Source organism: Weissella sp. LMG 11983 (assembly GCF_025908495.1).
Lineage (GTDB): Bacteria > Bacillota > Bacilli > Lactobacillales > Lactobacillaceae > Weissella > Weissella fermenti.
Genome location: NZ_JAOZFD010000001.1, coordinates 366,588 through 384,413 on the forward strand (window position 1 = coordinate 366,588; position 17,826 = coordinate 384,413).

The window sequence follows — 17,826 nt, forward strand, 5'->3', positions numbered from 1 at the left end:
TTGTTAAAGGAGTTGACGAATATCATGATTATTAAGCCCTCTAAAAGCCGGCTCATTATATTAATAATAAGTATAATGGCTTTCTTACTTCTAACCATTAGCACTTTTCTTGGTGCTTCGCTGCTCACTTTAATCGATTCAGCTGAGCAGAACTTTTTAGATAGCATGGCGCCTGCGTCATTGTCGGTACTAACTAAACCATTTGTTTTATTTAGTCACGGCTTATTGTTTGGCTTGGTCATCTTTGTACTTGCTTTTTTGCTTTGGGGATTTAAATTCAAAATCCCAGCCGCATGGATTGTGCTAACGACCATCAGCGGGTCATTGTTGATTAACCTCTTCTCGTTAATCTTCCCCCATCGCCTAGCTGGCCAGGCAACACAATTCCCAGCCCATACTATCTTTTTCGTCACATTACTTTATTTCTTTCTCAGCAAGATTATTGTGCCAGAGTTGAAATCTTTTCCACGTCAAATTGCTGGTCAAATTATCATTTTAACAGGTTGGATTCTCACCTTTATCGGCACAGTTCTCTCAACTAACTACACATTTTCCGACGCTGTAGCCGGGTGGTTACTCGCGATTGCTTGGCTACAGCTCGCTGCCCAATTTTACAGTAAGTACGCACCACGTGCCTACCGTATGAACGGATTCAGTACTTCATGGTTCTAAAAAATGGCTAAAATCACATTACGCTCTTGGCAATCGACAGACTTCGATGCCTATGAAAAATTAATCGCACAACCTGAAATTATGCAAGGCGCTGGGTTGCCTAATGCAGACACACAGCAACGTCGCATGATGTTTGAAACGGATTTATATCAGCCATTCCAGGCTGCAATCGTGTACAAATCTCAAATTATCGGTAGCATTATCACCTACGCCCGGGTTTCTGAAAACGGTGACTTCATCCCTAATGAGTATGACCTGGCCTATTTCTTAGATAGCCGGTTTACAGGCCACGGCATTATTACCCAAGCCTTAGATAGCTTTATTGCAGCACTACCGAACTCAACAACTCTACTAGCTGAAACATTTGTTGATAACGTCGCTTCACAGCGCGTCTTGGAAAAGCTTGGTTTCATTAAAATGGGGGCTTACAACGACATCATTGCATACAAAAAGCCGATCAGTTAGATCGGCTTTTTTATTATGCAATTTTAGAACAAGCCAGTAATCTGACCGTTTTCATCAATGTCAATATCATATGCTGCTGGGTGACTTGGCAATCCCGGCATCGTCAAAATTGAACCAGTCAAGGCAACCAAGAAGCCAGCTCCTAACTTAGGCACAAACTCACGCACATGAATCTTAAAGTCCGCTGGTGCACCCAACTTCTTCGCATCATCACTCAATGAGTATTGCGTCTTCGCCATGATAACTGGCATCTTATCCCAACCACGCTTTGCAAACTCACGTAATTGCTTAGTAGCCTTATCTGACAATTCAACACCAGCACCGCCGTAAATTGTTTGCACAATCTTTTCGATTTTTGTAACAGCATCATCTTCAGGTGCATACAATGGCGTAAAGTGGCTTTCTTGCTCAGTTGCTGCGATAACTGCTTGCGCCAACTCTGGCGCACCAGCACCGCCTTGCGCCCAAACGTCAGCCATGTACGCCTCAGCACCACGCTCACGAACGTAATTCTCAACCATCTCGATTTCTTCAGGTGTGTCACTCACAAAGCGGTTAACGGGAACAACAACTGGCACGCCGTAACGTGACATACTCTGCAAGTGTTGTCCCAAATTAGCCAAGCCGGCTGACAAAGCGTCAAGATTAGGTTCTGTCAATTCCGTCTTAGGCAAACCGCCGTGCATCTTCAACGCACGTACCGTCGCCACAATGACAATTGCGTCCGGTGTCTTACCCAACAATGGCACCTTGAAGTCCAAGAACTTCTCACCACCCAAGTCAGCCCCGAAACCAGCTTCAGTGACAACGTAGTCCGCCAATTGTAGGGCTGTCTTAGTTGCGCGAATTGAGTTGGTTCCTTGCGCAATATTGGCAAATGGACCTCCGTGAATCAACGTTGGCGTGTGGGCAAGCGTTTGAACCAAGTTTGGCTTAATCGCATCCTTCAGCAACGTCGTCAACGCACCAGCAACACCCAAGTCCTTAACTGTCACAGGTTCCTTGTCGTACGTGTAACCGATAACGATGCGCTCAATACGCGCCTTCATATCCATCAAATCATGTGACAACGTCAAAATAGCCATCAATTCAGAAGCAACCGTGATATCAAAACCATCTTCACGCGGCACTCCAGAAGTTGGACCACCCAAACCAATTGTAATGTGGCGCAAAGCACGATCATTAACATCCAAAGCGCGCTTCCAAAGCAAGCGACGTGGGTCAATGTTCAAAGGATTTCCTTGGTAGATGCTGTTATCGATAACGGCGGCCAACGTGTTGTGGGCACTTGTCAAAGCATGGAAATCACCCGTAAAGTGCAAGTTTATGTCAGCCATTGGGACAACTTGGGCGTATCCACCACCAGTAGCACCACCCTTCAAGCCCATAACTGGTCCAAGTGACGGTTCACGCAACGCAACCATCGTCTTCTTACCAGCCAAGCTTAGCGCATCAGCCAAGCCAACCGTCACCGTTGACTTACCCTCACCAGCTGGCGTTGGGTTAATTGACGTCACCAAAATCAACTTACCCAAATCATTTTGTCGGTCAGTTTCATCGATTTCAATCTTGGCTTTATCACGACCGTATGGTTCCCATTCAGCTGCCGTCAAGCCAGCCTTCTCTGCAATTTTTTCAATCGGCCAAACTTCAGCCGCTTGTGCAATTTCAATATCAGTTTGCATCCCCAGATACCACCTTATTTCTTCGAACCGCCTGATAACCAATATCATGGCGATAAGCTAATGTTGTTTGTGTCGCATCAATTGCCTCGTACACCATCTCTTGCGCCTGTGACGTCGTCGCTGCATGACCGACAACCGTGGCGATACGACCACCATTACTTATTAGTTTATCATCATTTCGCGTCACACCCGCATAAAATGTGTTGATATCAGCAATTGAAAATGATGGTAGGTCGATATGCTCAGTAGTTGTTGAAGGATAACTTGGGTTCACCAGCACGACGCCAACATACACGTCATCCTGTTGCCAGATTGCCTTCGGTTGTTCACCAGCCAATAATGTCGAAATAAGTTCATAAAAATCACTTTGTAGCTGTGGCAAAACAACCTGAGCCTCCGGATCACCGAAGCGCACATTATATTCAACGACTTTAGGACCATCATCAGTCAGCATCACGCCTGTGTACAACACACCCGTGAACGGCATCGCGCGCGCTGCCATCGTGGCCAATGTTGGTAACACCAATGTTCGAATGGCTTCTTGCACAATCTCATCTGAAACCCAGCGAACTGGCGAATAGGCACCCATACCACCAGTATTTAGACCTTGATCATTGTCAAAACGGCGCTTATGATCTTGCGCAATTGGGGCGTGAATGACTCCATTGGGGCCAACTAAACTAAATATTGAAAACTCCACCCCCGCCATATATGACTCAATGACCAACGGCGCATCCGCCTGACGTTCATACGCGAGTTGAATCATCGTTTCAGCATCTTCACGGTCACGACAAATCACCACGCCCTTGCCGGCTGCTAAACCATCTTGCTTAATGACAAGTGGCAAGTCAAAGTTTTTTAGCGCCTGCAATGCGCTAGACTCATCGGTAACCATCACTGACGTAGCGGTTGGCACCCCTGCTTGCGCCATGACGTCCTTGGCAAATTGCTTTGAACCTTCTAACTGCGCAGCTTGTTGTGTGGGACCAAAAATCTTTAGCCCTGCTGTTTGAAAAACGTCGACCACACCAGCAATCAGTGGCGCTTCTGAACCAACAAACGTCAAATCAACCGCTTCTTGCTCTGCTAGGTCCCGCAATCCAGCGACATCCATCATATCGTGATTGATTGTCCGAATACCTACTGACTGCATCCCCGCATTACCGGGCACCACAATAACTTCTTCAACATCAGCACTCCGCAGAAATGTTTCTGCTAACGCATGCTCGCGGGCCCCAGACCCAATTACCATCAACTTCGCCATGTTTCTCTCCTAGTGCTTAAAGTGGCGCGTGCCAGAAAATACCAATGCAATACCAAGCTCGTTGGCCTTATCAATTGACGCTTGATCCTTGATTGAGCCACCGGGTTCCACAATTGCCGTAATCCCATGTTCAGCTGCGTAGGTTACTGAGTCGTCCATTGGGAAGAAGGCGTCCGATGCCAAAACCGCATTTTCAAAGCCAGGCTTTTCACTTGCCTTCGTAATCGCCATCTTAACTGAATCGATACGATTTGGTTGGCCCGCCCCAACGCCAAGCGTTTGTCCCTTTTGGGCAACCACAATCGCGTTTGACTTCACGTGCTTGACCGCCTTTTGGGCAAAAATCATCGCTTCAAGTTGGGCTGACGTGGGTTGCACATTACCAACCACTTCGAAATCAGCCAACGTTTCAGATACTAGGTCACGCTCTTGCATCACGACACCACCAAGGACAGCTGTCAATTCAACCGCTTGTGGGACATCCGTTGTGAACGGCACTGTCAACAAACGCAAATTCTTCTTCTTAGCCAACACATCGTACGCTTCAGGCGTAAAGCTTGGCGCAATGATAATTTCCAAGAAAATTTGGTGCATCTTTTCAGCAGTTGCCAAATCAACTTCACGGTTCAGAGCGACGATGCCACCAAAAATAGAGATGTCATCAGCAGCAAACGCAGCATCCCAGGCTGTTTCAATCGTCGTTCCTTGTCCAATTCCAGCTGGATTCATGTGCTTAACCGTCACAACAGTTGGCTCATCAAACTCAGCAATAATACGCAAGGCCGCATCAGCATCACGAATATTGTTATATGACAATTGCTTACCGTGCAAAATATCAGCAGACAAAACCGAGTACGCCGTTGGCAATGCATCGCGGTATGCAGCCGCTTGTTGGTGACTATTTTCACCGTAACGCAACGGCTCAAATAGCTCGTAGGTTACCGTCTTTTGAGCTGGAAATTCTTCATCCGTCAAATAGTCGGCAATCAAGGCATCATATGCTGCCGTGTGACGGAAAACCTTAGCACCTAGTTGACGACGGAACGCATCATCAATCGTGTTGGTTTGCAGCTTTTCAAGCACAGCATCATAGTCAGTTGGATCAACAACTGGCAATACAGCCGCATAATTTTTCGCCGCTGAACGCAACATTGATGGGCCACCAATATCAATATTCTCAATGGCATCCGCCAATGTCACGCCTGGCTTTTGAATCGTTTCCTTGAACGGGTACAAATTCACCACAACCAAATCAATTGGCGTAATGTCATGTTCGGCCAGCGTTGCCATGTGAGCAGGATTGTCACGCTTGGCTAACAATCCAGCATGGACACGTGGGTGTAATGTCTTCACACGTCCATCGAGCATTTCAGGGAATTGCGTTACTTCATCAATTGGCGTCACTGGCAAACCAGCCACCTGCAACGCTGCCAATGTGCCACCTGTTGAAACCAACTCATAGCCCAATGCAACTAGTCCCTTGGCGAACTCCGCCAAACCGGCCTTATCTGAAACGCTTAGTAGTGCTCGTGTCATGCTTGAAATGCTCCTTCTTTAATTAACTTTGCAACAGTATCTGGATACAACTGATGTTCCGCGTCGTGAATACGTTCAGTCAGTTCATCAATTGTTTCGTCTTCTGAAATAAGGACTGGCGTCTGCGCAATAATTTGCCCTGAGTCAACGCCAGTATCAACGTAATGAATTGTCACGCCAGTCACTTTAACCCCGGCGTGCCAAGCATCTTCAATCGCATTATTACCTGGAAAACTTGGCAATAACGCTGGGTGAATGTTTAAAATACGCTGTTCAAACGCTTGAACAATGTATGGCGTCAAAATTCTCATATAGCCAGCAAGCAAAATGCCAGTCACGCCATCTGCTTGTAATGTCTTCACAATTTCTTGCTCGGCCTCTTCTCGTGACGCAAAAGCTGGGTAGCGAATTTGCAATAGCGGCACATTGGCCGCCTCGGCGATAGCAATCGCTCCTGCTTTTTTGCGATCTACAACGACTCGCACAATATCGCCACCGAGTGTGCCAGCTTTGGCAGCTTTTAACAGCGCTGCCAAATTTGAGCCAGTACCTGACGCGAAGACAGCGAGCTTAGGCTTTTTCACCATGGTCGTGCTCCTTGCCAGATAATTGGTTGCGACTTGCGTGGGACCATTTCACCAATGATAAACGCTGGGTGATTAGCATCTTGCAACATGGTCATTGCTACATCCACCTGGTCTGGTTTCACAATCAAAATCATGCCTAAACCAAGGTTGAACGTCTCCAACATGTCCGTTGCCGTCAACTCACCACGTGTTTGAATTTCCGTGAAAATCGGCAGAATTGGCCATGACCCCCAACGCAAGCTAGCGGTAACGTGGTCGTTGTAGGCACGTGGCAAATTACCAACGATACCACCACCCGTAATATGCGCCATGCTGACAACCAGCTTTTGTGCCAGTAAAGGTAGGACGGCCGGCGCGTATAGCACGGTTGGCTTCAGTAATGCGTCTTGTAAGCGGGTTGGTAAATTAAGAAAATCTGCTTCTTGATGAATTCCAAAGACTTCGCGAACCAACGTATAACCGTTAGAATGAATGCCACTTGATGGTAAGCCAATCAACACATCCCCGGCTGCCACATCGGTTGGATTCAGCATCTCATCACGCTCGACAACCCCAACACCAAATGCCGCCAAATCGTAGTGATTCGGCGCATACATTCCTGGCAACTCAGCTGATTCACCACCAATCAAAGCTGCCCCGACTGCTTGGGTTGCTTTGGCAATCCCCGTCACAATGGTCGCAACTTTCTCTGGTGTCATCTTAGCGATCGCCAGATAATCCAGCAGAAAAAGTGGCTTAGCCCCCTGCGCCAAGATATCGTTCATGACCATTGCCACTAAATCTTGCCCGATGGTATCGTGCTTATCAGCTGCAATTGCTAAGAGCAATTTCGTCCCAACACCATCTGTGCCCGAAATCAAAACCGGATCACGATACGACTTTCCTAAGGCAAACGCTGCTCCAAAGCCACCAATACCACCGAGGACTTGTGGCGTATACGTCGCTGACACTGCCTGGCCCATCAAATCGACGGCTTGTTCACCAGCGGCAACATCAACACCAGCATTCGCATATGCATTTTGATTTGTCATAACTCCCCCAATGAATTAACCGACTGTTTGTGCATCTTGTAATTGTTGTTTTTGCAAGGACGCCACTTGGTTTGGATGATACGTCGTCGTTGGCTCAGGTTGAAAATCAACCAATCCGTCGGCCTTCGCATCCGCCAAGGTTGGCTCATAATCATAAATTGGTGATGGATAGTGACCATCAAAATAGGCTGTCGTTAAGCCAGTGCCATTTCCTTCATAAGGCAAATCAATCGCTTCAACTAAGCCATCGACTGACAAAAAGGCCAATGAGTCAACGCCTAGCATTTCCTGCATTTCCGTCATCGAATAATTTGCAGCCAACAGTTCTTCCGTCGTCTGCATATCCACACCATAGAATGATGGGTACTTGAAGGCTGGGGAAGCAATCCGAATGTGAACCTCGCTCGCCCCGGCTTCACGTAGCATCCAGACGATAAATTTAGACGTTGTTCCTCGGACAATTGAGTCATCTACCAACACTACACGCTTGCCCGCTACAACTGACGGTACGGCACTTAACTTCATTCGCACGGCACGTTCACGACGCTCCTGTGTTGGTTCGATAAACGTGCGGGCGATGTATTGATTCTTAACCAAACCCATTTCATTCGGCAAACCAGCCGCCTCCGCAAAGCCCATGGCAGCGGACAAAGAAGAATTTGGTACACCAACAACCAAATCAGCTTCGACTGGTTGTTCGGCAGCCAGCAACCGCCCCATACGCTTACGAGCTGTGTGCACATTCACGCCATAAATATCTGAATCTGGTCGCGCAAAATAAATGTATTCCATCGCATCAATATGCAAGTCAGTGTTGGTCGTGTAGTGATCAATTTTCAACCCGTGTTGATCAATCGTAATTAGCTCGCCCGGTTGCACATCACGAATAAATGTTGCGCCAACCGCATTCAAAGCTGCCGTTTCACTCGTCACAATGTACTGTCCGTCTGGCATTTGCCCAACCACAAACGGACGGAAACCGTGCGGATCAAGAGCTGCATACATCGCCGTTGGTGTCAGGAGCAAAAAGGCAAACCCACCACGAACCGTCCGCAACGCATCTTTCAACTTGTCATAGAAAGTTGGTGCTGATGAACGACGAATCAAATGCAACAAGACTTCTGTATCCGATGACGATTGGAAAATCGCCCCGTTTTGTTCCAATGAACGGCGTAACGACAAGGCGTTTGTTATGTTACCGTTGTGAGCCAGTGATAATTGCATATCTGAAAAGTTCACCATCAACGGTTGAATATTTTCAATGCCACCTGAACCGGCTGTTGCATAGCGAACGTGACCAATAGCTGACTGGCCTTGCAAATGTTGCAAGCGGCTTGGGTCACTGAATACATCGCTCAGCAAACCAAGGCCTCGTTCTTGCCATAAACGTCCTTGCTTGTTAGCAACAATACCGGCTCCTTCTTGACCACGGTGTTGCAAAGCATGCAACCCATAGTATGTTAAATCCGCAGCTGATTGATGTCCCCAAACACCAAAAATGCCACATTCTTCATTCAGTGATCGATTCTCACTCACTGGTTGCGTTGCCATGTGATGGCCTCCTCATAGTTCTCTTGCAATGTTCTTTTTGCGAGCTTTAATTCTTCTGTCGCAGTTTCAATTGACAGTACATCGCCGGTCGTAACGATACCTAACTTTGTAGCCGTCGCGCCCATCAATTCTTCAAATGCAATTGCCTTGTCTGCTGGTACTGAGACCACAAAGCGACCAGGCGTTTCGCTGAACAACCAAGCCGATGGCGCTTGCCACGTCACAGTCACTCCAAACGGTGTCTTGAAGGTACTTTCTGCCAACGCAACCCCTAAGCCACCTTCGGCGATGTCGTGGGCACTTGCCACTTGACCATCAGCAATGGCCGTTAGTAGCTTAGTTTGGGTATCTTGAATGGCCGTCATATCAAATTGACGCAAGCGACCAGCAATCCCACCAGTTACCAACTTTTGCAATTCTGATCCATTAAAGTCGGCTGCCGTTTCACCAAGAACATAAATAACGTCGCCTGCATTTTTAAAGCTAATCGTCGTAATTGCTTTCACATCTTCGTGCAGGCCAACCATCCCAATCATTGGTGTTGGGTAAATTGCCTGCCCGTCAGTTTCGTTATAAAGCGACACATTTCCAGAGATAACCGGTGTGTTTAGTTGCTTGGCCATTTGATTAATACCAGCCACTGACTGGGCTAGCTCATAATAAATTTCCGGATCATCTGGATTACCAAAGTTCAGGCAATCTGTAATACCAATTGGTTGTGCCCCAGTCGCAACCACATTACCGGCTGCTTCGGCAACCGCCAACTGACCACCAACGAAGGGATCTAGGTAGGTGAAACGACTGTTCACGTCAGTCGTCATTGCTAACGCTTTCTTCGTGCCACGCAAGCGGACAACCGCGGCATCCCCACCGGGTTTCACCACCGTATCTGCACGCACCATGCTGTCAAAATGACGGAACAAGGATGCTTTAGATGCGATTGTAGGTTGTTGTAACAACTCATTAAGCGTGGCTGCACCATCAACATCGCCAGGTACAAAATCAGCGCTTGGTTCGTTTAAACGAGCTGGCGTTGCTTGTGGCATATCTTGTTTCGGTGCCGTTGTTAGAAAATCAACGGGCACATCAGCTGCCACGTCACCATGCCAAAGCAATTCGTAACGGCCAGTATCTGTCACCGTCCCAATGGCAACCGCATCAAGGCCAGCCGCCTCAAAGACTGCTTGTACTTCAGCTTCATGGCCAGCCGCCACAACCAACAGCATACGTTCTTGTGATTCTGACAACATCAATTCATACGGTGTCATGCCGGCTTCACGCTGTGGTACGAGGTCCAGGTTCAACTGCATCCCCATGCCAGCCTTACCAGCCATCTCAGCTGAAGATGACACTAGTCCAGCGGCGCCCATGTCTTGCACGCCGACAATATCATCACCATGTTCACGAATCGCCTTTAACGTGGCATCCATAACTAGCTTTTCCATGAACGGATCACCAACTTGGACCGCTGAGCGATTTTGATCTTCATCTGAAGAAAATTCGGCTGACGCAAAAGTTGCCCCATGAATACCATCACGACCTGTTTTGGCACCGACGTACATGACTGTATTGCCGATTCCCTCAGCACGACCAACTTGCATGGCTGCTTGGTCAATCACACCAACGGCCATCACGTTAACTAGTGGATTACCTTGATAAACAGCATCAAACCCGATTTCACCGCCAACCGTTGGAATGCCAATGGCATTTCCATAGCCAGCAATACCGTCAATTACACCGTCTAATAGATGCTTAGTCGTGGCATTATCGAGTTCACCGAAACGCAAACTATCCAAGACAGCAACCGGTTGCGCCCCCATCGAGAAAATATCACGTAAAATACCACCGACCCCAGTTGCAGCTCCTTCATAAGGTTCAACAGCTGATGGATGGTTATGAGATTCTGCCTTGAAAACGACTGCTTGGCCATCCCCAATATCTAAAATTCCGGCACCTTCACCTGGGCCTTGCAAGACACGTTCATTACGTGACCAGAAAGTACGTAGAACCGGCTTAGACTTTTTGTATGACACGTGTTCTGACCACATGGCGGAAAACAAGCCAGCTTCTGTGTAATTTGGTAGTCGATCCAACTTGGCGACAATCAAGTCGTACTCTGTCTCCGTTAGACCCCACGCAAGATAAATTTTTTCATCACGAACCATTTCTGCGGTTGGTTCATATGTGGTTGTTGCTGTTGTCATTCGGTTACCAATGCCTCCGTCATAATTGGGGTTAACAAACTTTTGAAAAATGCCTGACCATCTGTGTTACCAAGCAATGCATCGACTGCTCGCTCTGGGTGTGGCATCATGCCGAATACATTACCATTTTGGTTTGAAATGCCAGCAATTTGCTCCATCGAACCGTTAACATTTGTTCGATACTTAAAGATGATTTGGTTATTGTCGCGTAACTCTTCTAATGTTGCTTCATCAGCAACATAACGACCTTCCCCGTGGGCAACTGGCAATGTCACCGTTTGCGTCTCATACGCCTTCGAAAAGCGTGAAGTTTGATTCACGATTTCGAGTGGCACTTCATCACAAATGAAGCCGGGGTGTTCATTCATCATGAGTTGTCCTGGCAATAAGCCAGCTTCAGTCAAAATTTGGAAGCCGTTGCAGATACCAACCACCAATTTGTGGTCATCAGCTGCTGTTCGAACAGCGTCCATCACAGGTGCGAAGCGGGCAACTGCCCCAGTACGGAGATAGTCACCATATGAAAATCCGCCAGGAAGGAAGATGGCATCAAAACCTGCTAGTGACGTTGCTTTTTCATCGACAAACGCTACGTCCACGCCAAAATCTTGCAAGGCATAATACATATCAAAATCACAATTTGAGCCTGGAAAACGAACCACCGCTGCTTTCATGTTTACGCCTCCACTGACTTAAGCAAGTCAATTCGATACGTTTCAGTGTTTGGATTAATCAGAAGCGCTTCCGTATAAGCCACTGCTTCATCGTAAGCCGCTGCCTCATCATCGTTGTTCATTGTGACTTCAAAATACTTACCTTGCGTCACAGTTTCAACCGTTTCAAAATTCATGCGGTGCAAAGCTGATTTGATCACCTCACCTTGTGGATCAAGAATTGAGGGCTTGTATGTGACGTAAATCTTAGCTAAAAACATGGGTTATTCTCCTTTTGTTTCATTCAAACGGTGCAATACAATTTCATATCCATCACGCAAGTCGCCTTCGCCACGTCGGAAAACATCCTTATCAAGCGAAGTACCCGTTGCATCGTCAATCAAGCGCATATTATCTGGTGACAATTCATCCCCCAAGACCAACGCGCCTTGGTCATCTAAGCCAAATTCAATTTTGAAATCGAGTAATGTAATCCCAATTGTTTTAAACTTCTCGGTCAGCAATTGATTGACACGCGCCGTAATGTCAGAAATCTCTGCCAATTGTGCCGGTGTCGCTAGCTTTAACGCCACCGCTTGAGATGCATTTAGCGCCGGATCATCTAAGTCATCACGCTTGTAGTAATACTCTTCAACCACCGGAACAAGTGGTGTCATCGGTTTAACATCAAAACGTGAAGCAAAGTGACCCGCCGCAAAGTTTCGAACCACAACCTCAATCGGCACCATCGTCAGACGCGTGACCAAAATATCCGTCTCATCAACTGGTGACAGATAATGTGTCTTAATACCAGCTCGATTTAGCATCTCGAATAACAAGCCACTAATTTGTGTCGTCAAACGTCCCTTATCCGGAATATGTTCTTTTTGCTTACCGTTCAATGCTGTCGCTTGATCCAAACTATGTAACCAAAGGATTTGCGGGTTGCTAGTTGCATAAACAGCCTTTGCTTTACCTGTTGCTAACAACGCTTCTTGTGTAATCATCCCTTTTGATGCCCCCATGCACGTAATGCCTTCATTTCTCGTAATCCCGTCACCGTGATATGCCCCATCTTGCGGCCCGGCTTAACGTCATCTTTCCCGTAATCATGTATATGCCAGTCAGGATGGTCGACTAATTCACGGCGCGCGCGATTGATATCATCCCCCAATAAGTTCAGCATCATCGCTGGTGCCCACTGCTTAATTTCTGGAATCGGCAGACCAAGTACGCTCCGCACATGGCCTTCAAATTGCGACACATTAGTTGCTTCAATAGTGAAGTGACCTGAATTATGTGGCCGAGGTGCTAATTCATTTACATAAACTTGATCCCCAGCCACAAACATTTCAATGCCAAGTACGCCAACAAGATTCAATGCGTTCGCTAACGTTTTGGCAATGTGGGCAATTTCATCCGCAATTTTGTCTGATAATGACGCCGGTGCAGCTGACACATGCAAAATGTGATTCTGATGTTCATTGACCGTCACAGGCCAAGTTCTAATATCACCCGAAATATCACGGGCAACCATCACACTTAGTTCGCGATCAAATGTCACCTGCTTTTCCAAAATCATCGGCGTGTTAACCGGCACATCCCAGTGTGCCAATAAGTTTGCCAAAGCTTCCTGATTTGGAATGTCCCACTGACCATGGCCGTCATAACCGCCTTCAACCGTTTTCAAAATCGCTGGCAACGATACTTTGTGGCAACTCGCATCCAAGGCAACGACATTATCGACGGCCGCGAATGGCGCAACGGGCAATCCCAATTCCGCGATAAATGTTTTTTCACGCAAGCGGTTAGCTGTGATGTGCAGCAGTTGTGTCCCTTGTGGCAACTGCTTAGCTGGCACTGCATTTGCCAACGCTTCTTGACTGACATTTTCAAATTCATACGTAATGACATCGGCAATGTCCGCCAAATTGCGTAGCGCAGATTCATCATCGTAGTTCGCAACCAACTGCTGGTCTGCAATTTGGGCAGCTGGTGCGTTAATCTGCGGGTCCAGCACCACTACGCGATATCCCATTGGCTTAGCCGCTAAGGCCATCATTTGCCCAAGCTGGCCACCACCCACAATTCCGAGCATCGCTGGTGGCAAAATTGTTTTAGTCATGTAACTTTGCCTCACTCTCGCGTGCTTTTTGGGCTTGCTGCTCACGGAATGTTTCAAGTTCTGTCACCAACGTTTGATTTGTAATTGAAAGAATTTGAAGTGCATAGTAAGCGGCGTTTTTGGCGCCCGCTTCACCAATAGCAACCGTGCCAACCGGCACGCCTGCGGGCATTTGTACGATACTCAATAATAAATCAACACCATTTAACGTTTTCGTCTTCATTGGCACCCCAATAACAGGCAATGTGGTTTGTGCAGCGACCATCCCCGGTAAGTGAGCTGCGCCACCAGCACCGGCAATAATCACATCCACCCCAGCTTCGCGAGCATTAGCCGCGTACGTTGCCATCTCAGTCGGCATCCGATGAGCTGAAATGATATGTGTTTCGACTGTTACATCAAATTGTTCCAGAATTGCTACCGCTTCTTTCATCGTTGGCCAATCTGATATCGATCCCATTATTACTGAAACACGATTCATTATGTTCTCCCTATTCTTTTTCGTTCGTATTTACAAGATGATTTAACCACCGTTTATTCTAAATGTACAGTTTTTATTCACGAAGTAATACAAATGAAAAATAAATATTCGTGTTTAATCGTTTTCTTCACAAAATTAAACAAACATTCCCGTTTAACCTGATGCTTTTGCCGAAAAAAGAGGTCCGGATGTAAATCCGAACCTCTCATCATTTTAATTAGACAGCTGGCACCGTCATGTAAGCACTAATTTGTTCGATTGTAATAAAGGGGATATCCAATCGTTCAGACATCGCAAACAAATCATCACGACGAGCCATCGTACCGTCTTCCTTCAAAACTTCAATAATAACGGCAGCTGGTTCTGACCCAACCAAACGTGCCAGATCAACGGCGGCTTCTGTGTGCCCAATACGCGTTGCCAAACCACCTTCCTTGGCCGTCAAAGGTTGCGTGTGACCAGGTGCGTTAAAGTCAGCGCGGGTAGCCATTGGGTTCGCAATTTGGCGAATCGTTGCAGCACGATCCATCGCTGATACACCCGTTGTCACACCAGTCGCTTCAAACGTACCATCAACCGTGTACGTGAACGGCGTTTGGTGTGGGTCAGTTGATTCCGCCACCATATCTGTGAATCCCAAACGCTCTGCAATTTCAGGCCCAACTGGCGTGCACATCAAGCCAGCGGCTTCACGCAACATCATGTGTACCGTTTCCGGCGTAATATCTTGTGCAAGCGCAACAAGATCCCCTTCATTTTCACGGCTCTCATCATCCGCCAAGATGATAACGCCCCCTTGGCGCAATACGGTCAATGCATCAGCAACTGTGTCAAACGTCGTCTTCATGATTAAAACTTCTCCTTTTAGCCATCCGAAGTGATTTGGTTACACAACTAAGCTTACGGACAAGCCGATTTGATACAACCCACTTTCAGCTGGTTAAAATTTCATTCAACCGAACATTCGTTTTTCAAACGTTAACTTCGTCCTGCAAAAGTTGTTGAATCGTTTCGAATACGGTTGGAATTTTTTGGTTGATGATGTTAAGTAATTATTGTTCGTAATTTTTGTCGCCACTTTCGCACAAACAAAAAAGACAACCCCATCACGAGGTTGTCTCCTAAATCAATTAATCTGCGTTCTTCGTGCCAAAGTAGCGCTCAGAAATCTTGTCCAGTGTGCCGTCCTTCTTGAACTCATTAATCACACCGTTAACCTTTTCACGCAACGTTACATCACCCTTACGGAAACCGATACCATAAGCGTCTTGTCCGTAACCAGTCTTGATGACCTTGAACTCGGCTGGATTTGACTCGTGCGCAACGTAATAGCGGGCATAATCTAAATCAATCAATACCGCATTCACTCGGCCAACTTGCAAGTCGTTCAACGCCTTATCAAAAGTGTCATATTGCACGGGTGCTGACCCAAGGAAACTCTTCAACACCTTTGGCTTGTCGTTAAACAACGTTAGTCCAGCCGAACCAGTTTGCGCAGCTAGCGTCTTACCGGCCATATCCTTAATCGTGTTAATTTGATCACGCTTCATCGTGACCAACACTTGTAAATCGTTGTGATATGGTACTGAAAAGGCAACCTTCTTAGCACGGGCTGGTGTAATCGTGTAACCATTCCAAATCATATCAATGTGCCCCGTATCAAGTTCAGTTTCCTTCATTGACCAGTCAATTGCTTGGAACTTAACCTTTAGACCCAACTTCTTGAATGTTGCACGTGCCAAATCAACGTCGTACCCAACCAACTTACCTGACTTGTCACGGAAGCCCATTGGCACATACGTATCGTCCAAACCAACAACAACGGTTTTGTCAGCCGTCATTTGGCGCCAAGTGTCTTGTGCGTGCGTCGTGCGATACCAAACAAATCCAACCAGCAACGCTAACACTGCCAGCACAATTCCGTTACCGATAATCTGTCGGCGCCAGTTAATCTTCTTTTTCATTGCGACAGCCCCCTATCGTTCAACATCCGTCCCAAAATCAAAGGTCTTATCAGCCACGGCCTCAGCAAATGGCAAATCGTGGGTAACAATCAATTGCGTCACACCTTGCGCTTGCAACTGCTTAATCACTGCAATAACACGTTCCGTTGATTCAGCATCCAAACCAGATGTTGGTTCATCATATGCCAAAATACCAGGCTTCATCGCCAATGCACGTGCGATGGCAACACGTTGCTTTTGTCCACCAGACAACTGGAATGGATATTGGTCTGCTTGGGCCGTCAATCCCAAATCCGCTAGCAAGCGGTCTGCATTTTCGGCAGCCTCAGCCTTTGACTCATTGTGCACCATTTGTGGCGCCAACATCACATTTTCCTTCACGGTATATTGTGGAAACAAATTAAAGTCTTGGAAAATAACCCCAACTTGGGCGCCGGTGCGTTCACCAGTTAAATCAAGCGACTCACCGTTCAGAATCAACTCACCTTGATCTGCGGGTAGTAGACCAGCAACAATTCGCAAGAACGTTGTCTTACCAATACCTGAAGGACCAACAATACTCAAAACCTCACCGTCGTTAACTGTAAGATTCATGTTCTTAAAAATCGTGCGCGTGTCATATGACTTAGCTAAGTTTTTAATTTCTAGCATTCTTCTTACTCCTTAACGATAGTAGTTCATATTCGTTTCAATGCGACGTAGCAACACGGTTGCGACTGCCGTCAAAATCAAATATAGCAAACCGACTAGTAGATAGGGTGCCAACGTAACGTCACGTGACGCCGCAATATTACCAGCACGCATCAAGTCGCCCAAACCGATAACGTAGACCAAAGACGTATCCTTAACCAACGTTACCACTTCGTTTCCAACCGATGGCATCACAATCTTAACCACTTGTGGCAAAACAATCTTGCGCATCGTTTGCCAGCGGGTTAGACCAAGTACTTTTGCGCCATCATATTGTCCTTGCGGAATGCTTTGTAGCCCTCCACGGAAAATCTCAGCGAAGTACGCAGCATAGTTAATAATAAATGTGATGACTGCAGCTTCAAAGCGTGGGAATGTCACAATGTGAGCTAAACTCAACCCATAGTAGACAAACACAATTTGAAGCAACAATGGCGTGCCACGCATCACCCAGATATAACCATTCGTTACCCAGCGCAACAAGAAAATATCCGATTTCAATGCCAATGCCACCAAAATTCCCAACGGCACTGATCCAATTAAAGTTAATGCGAAGACACCGATGGTCATCTTAAGTCCATCCAGCAAACTTGGCATAATTTGCATCATGTAATCCATACCTTGTACTCCATTTCCTGCAATAAAAAAGTCCTCAAGCAACCCAAAATAGGTTACTTGAGGACGATAAAAATCGTGGTTCCACCTCAATTTTGTTAGTTGTTACCAACCAACACTCTAGCCCCTGATTAAACCAGGCGCGCGCCTATAACGAGGCGATCCGGATACATTTTGTGATGTATCGATAATCATGGGTGTGGTTCATCTAGGCCGATGGTTGCTTCCCAGCTTCTGCGCAACTCTCTTAGCACCGACGTTAGACTACTCGTCCAATCAAATCTTTATGGGATTACTTTAAAG

At 46.8% G+C, this 17,826-nt stretch carries 18 protein-coding genes; 2 read left to right on the forward strand and 16 right to left on the reverse strand.

Features of this window, described 5'->3' with window-relative positions:
- Positions 1 to 24: 24 nt before the first annotated feature.
- Together OIT45_RS01945 and OIT45_RS01950 are read left to right on the forward strand one after the other, a co-directional pair.
- Positions 25 to 672: a hypothetical protein gene (locus OIT45_RS01945; RefSeq protein ID WP_199404103.1), complete on the forward strand. Its 648-nt coding sequence runs from the start codon at positions 25 to 27 to the stop codon at positions 670 to 672.
- Positions 673 to 675: 3 nt separating this feature from the next.
- Positions 676 to 1,137: a GNAT family N-acetyltransferase gene (locus tag OIT45_RS01950; RefSeq protein ID WP_199404102.1), complete on the forward strand. Its 462-nt coding sequence runs from the start codon at positions 676 to 678 to the stop codon at positions 1,135 to 1,137.
- A 23-nt stretch (positions 1,138 to 1,160) separates the two neighbouring features.
- Here the strand turns inward: OIT45_RS01950 and OIT45_RS01955 are convergent, their stop codons facing one another.
- The 16 genes from OIT45_RS01955 to OIT45_RS02030 form a co-directional block, all read right to left on the reverse strand.
- Positions 1,161 to 2,822 carry a formate--tetrahydrofolate ligase gene (locus OIT45_RS01955; protein ID WP_199404101.1) on the reverse strand — a complete coding sequence of 554 codons (1,662 nt, stop codon included), beginning with the start codon at positions 2,820 to 2,822 and terminating at the stop codon, positions 1,161 to 1,163.
- A complete protein-coding gene (gene purD, locus OIT45_RS01960; RefSeq protein WP_264339798.1) occupies positions 2,812 to 4,086 on the reverse strand; it encodes a phosphoribosylamine--glycine ligase in 1,275 nt (424 codons plus the stop codon). Before purD ends, OIT45_RS01955 begins: the two co-directional genes overlap by 11 nt.
- A gap of 9 nt (positions 4,087 to 4,095) precedes the next feature.
- A complete protein-coding gene (gene purH / locus OIT45_RS01965; RefSeq protein ID WP_199404099.1) occupies positions 4,096 to 5,622 on the reverse strand; it encodes a bifunctional phosphoribosylaminoimidazolecarboxamide formyltransferase/IMP cyclohydrolase in 1,527 nt (508 codons plus the stop codon).
- Positions 5,619 to 6,209, reverse strand: a complete 591-nt coding sequence (gene purN, locus OIT45_RS01970) for a phosphoribosylglycinamide formyltransferase (RefSeq protein WP_199404098.1) — start codon at positions 6,207 to 6,209, stop codon at positions 5,619 to 5,621. The genes purH and purN overlap by 4 nt, the downstream gene beginning before the upstream one ends.
- Positions 6,203 to 7,240 carry a phosphoribosylformylglycinamidine cyclo-ligase gene (gene purM / locus OIT45_RS01975; protein WP_199404097.1) on the reverse strand — a complete coding sequence of 346 codons (1,038 nt, stop codon included), beginning with the start codon at positions 7,238 to 7,240 and terminating at the stop codon, positions 6,203 to 6,205. Before purM ends, purN begins: the two co-directional genes overlap by 7 nt.
- 15 nt (positions 7,241 to 7,255) lie before the next feature.
- Positions 7,256 to 8,791 carry an amidophosphoribosyltransferase gene (gene purF / locus OIT45_RS01980; protein ID WP_199404096.1) on the reverse strand — a complete coding sequence of 512 codons (1,536 nt, stop codon included), beginning with the start codon at positions 8,789 to 8,791 and terminating at the stop codon, positions 7,256 to 7,258.
- Complete coding sequence (purL, locus tag OIT45_RS01985) at positions 8,773 to 10,995, reverse strand: phosphoribosylformylglycinamidine synthase subunit PurL (RefSeq protein WP_199404095.1); 2,223 nt, start codon at positions 10,993 to 10,995, stop codon at positions 8,773 to 8,775. The genes purF and purL overlap by 19 nt, the downstream gene beginning before the upstream one ends.
- Positions 10,992 to 11,669 (reverse strand): phosphoribosylformylglycinamidine synthase subunit PurQ, encoded by a 678-nt coding sequence (gene purQ, locus OIT45_RS01990; RefSeq protein WP_199404094.1) that lies wholly within the window; start codon positions 11,667 to 11,669, stop codon positions 10,992 to 10,994. The genes purL and purQ overlap by 4 nt, the downstream gene beginning before the upstream one ends.
- A 2-nt stretch (positions 11,670 to 11,671) precedes the next feature.
- Positions 11,672 to 11,929: a phosphoribosylformylglycinamidine synthase subunit PurS gene (gene purS / locus OIT45_RS01995; RefSeq protein WP_135518658.1), complete on the reverse strand. Its 258-nt coding sequence runs from the start codon at positions 11,927 to 11,929 to the stop codon at positions 11,672 to 11,674.
- A 3-nt stretch (positions 11,930 to 11,932) separates the two neighbouring features.
- Complete coding sequence (purC, locus tag OIT45_RS02000; RefSeq protein ID WP_199404093.1) at positions 11,933 to 12,655, reverse strand: phosphoribosylaminoimidazolesuccinocarboxamide synthase; 723 nt, start codon at positions 12,653 to 12,655, stop codon at positions 11,933 to 11,935.
- Positions 12,652 to 13,773: a 5-(carboxyamino)imidazole ribonucleotide synthase gene (gene purK, locus OIT45_RS02005; RefSeq protein ID WP_199404092.1), complete on the reverse strand. Its 1,122-nt coding sequence runs from the start codon at positions 13,771 to 13,773 to the stop codon at positions 12,652 to 12,654. Before purK ends, purC begins: the two co-directional genes overlap by 4 nt.
- Positions 13,766 to 14,254 carry a 5-(carboxyamino)imidazole ribonucleotide mutase gene (gene purE / locus OIT45_RS02010; protein WP_264339799.1) on the reverse strand — a complete coding sequence of 163 codons (489 nt, stop codon included), beginning with the start codon at positions 14,252 to 14,254 and terminating at the stop codon, positions 13,766 to 13,768. Before purE ends, purK begins: the two co-directional genes overlap by 8 nt.
- Positions 14,255 to 14,471: 217 nt before the next feature.
- Positions 14,472 to 15,101, reverse strand: a complete 630-nt coding sequence (gene ribB, locus OIT45_RS02015; RefSeq protein ID WP_199404090.1) for a 3,4-dihydroxy-2-butanone-4-phosphate synthase — start codon at positions 15,099 to 15,101, stop codon at positions 14,472 to 14,474.
- A 283-nt stretch (positions 15,102 to 15,384) separates the two neighbouring features.
- Positions 15,385 to 16,218: an amino acid ABC transporter substrate-binding protein gene (locus OIT45_RS02020; RefSeq protein WP_264339800.1), complete on the reverse strand. Its 834-nt coding sequence runs from the start codon at positions 16,216 to 16,218 to the stop codon at positions 15,385 to 15,387.
- 12 nt (positions 16,219 to 16,230) lie between these two features.
- Positions 16,231 to 16,869, reverse strand: a complete 639-nt coding sequence (locus OIT45_RS02025; RefSeq protein ID WP_135518648.1) for an amino acid ABC transporter ATP-binding protein — start codon at positions 16,867 to 16,869, stop codon at positions 16,231 to 16,233.
- 12 nt (positions 16,870 to 16,881) lie between these two features.
- Positions 16,882 to 17,526 carry an amino acid ABC transporter permease gene (locus OIT45_RS02030; RefSeq protein WP_003608185.1) on the reverse strand — a complete coding sequence of 215 codons (645 nt, stop codon included), beginning with the start codon at positions 17,524 to 17,526 and terminating at the stop codon, positions 16,882 to 16,884.
- Between the last annotated feature and the right edge of the window lie 300 nt (positions 17,527 to 17,826).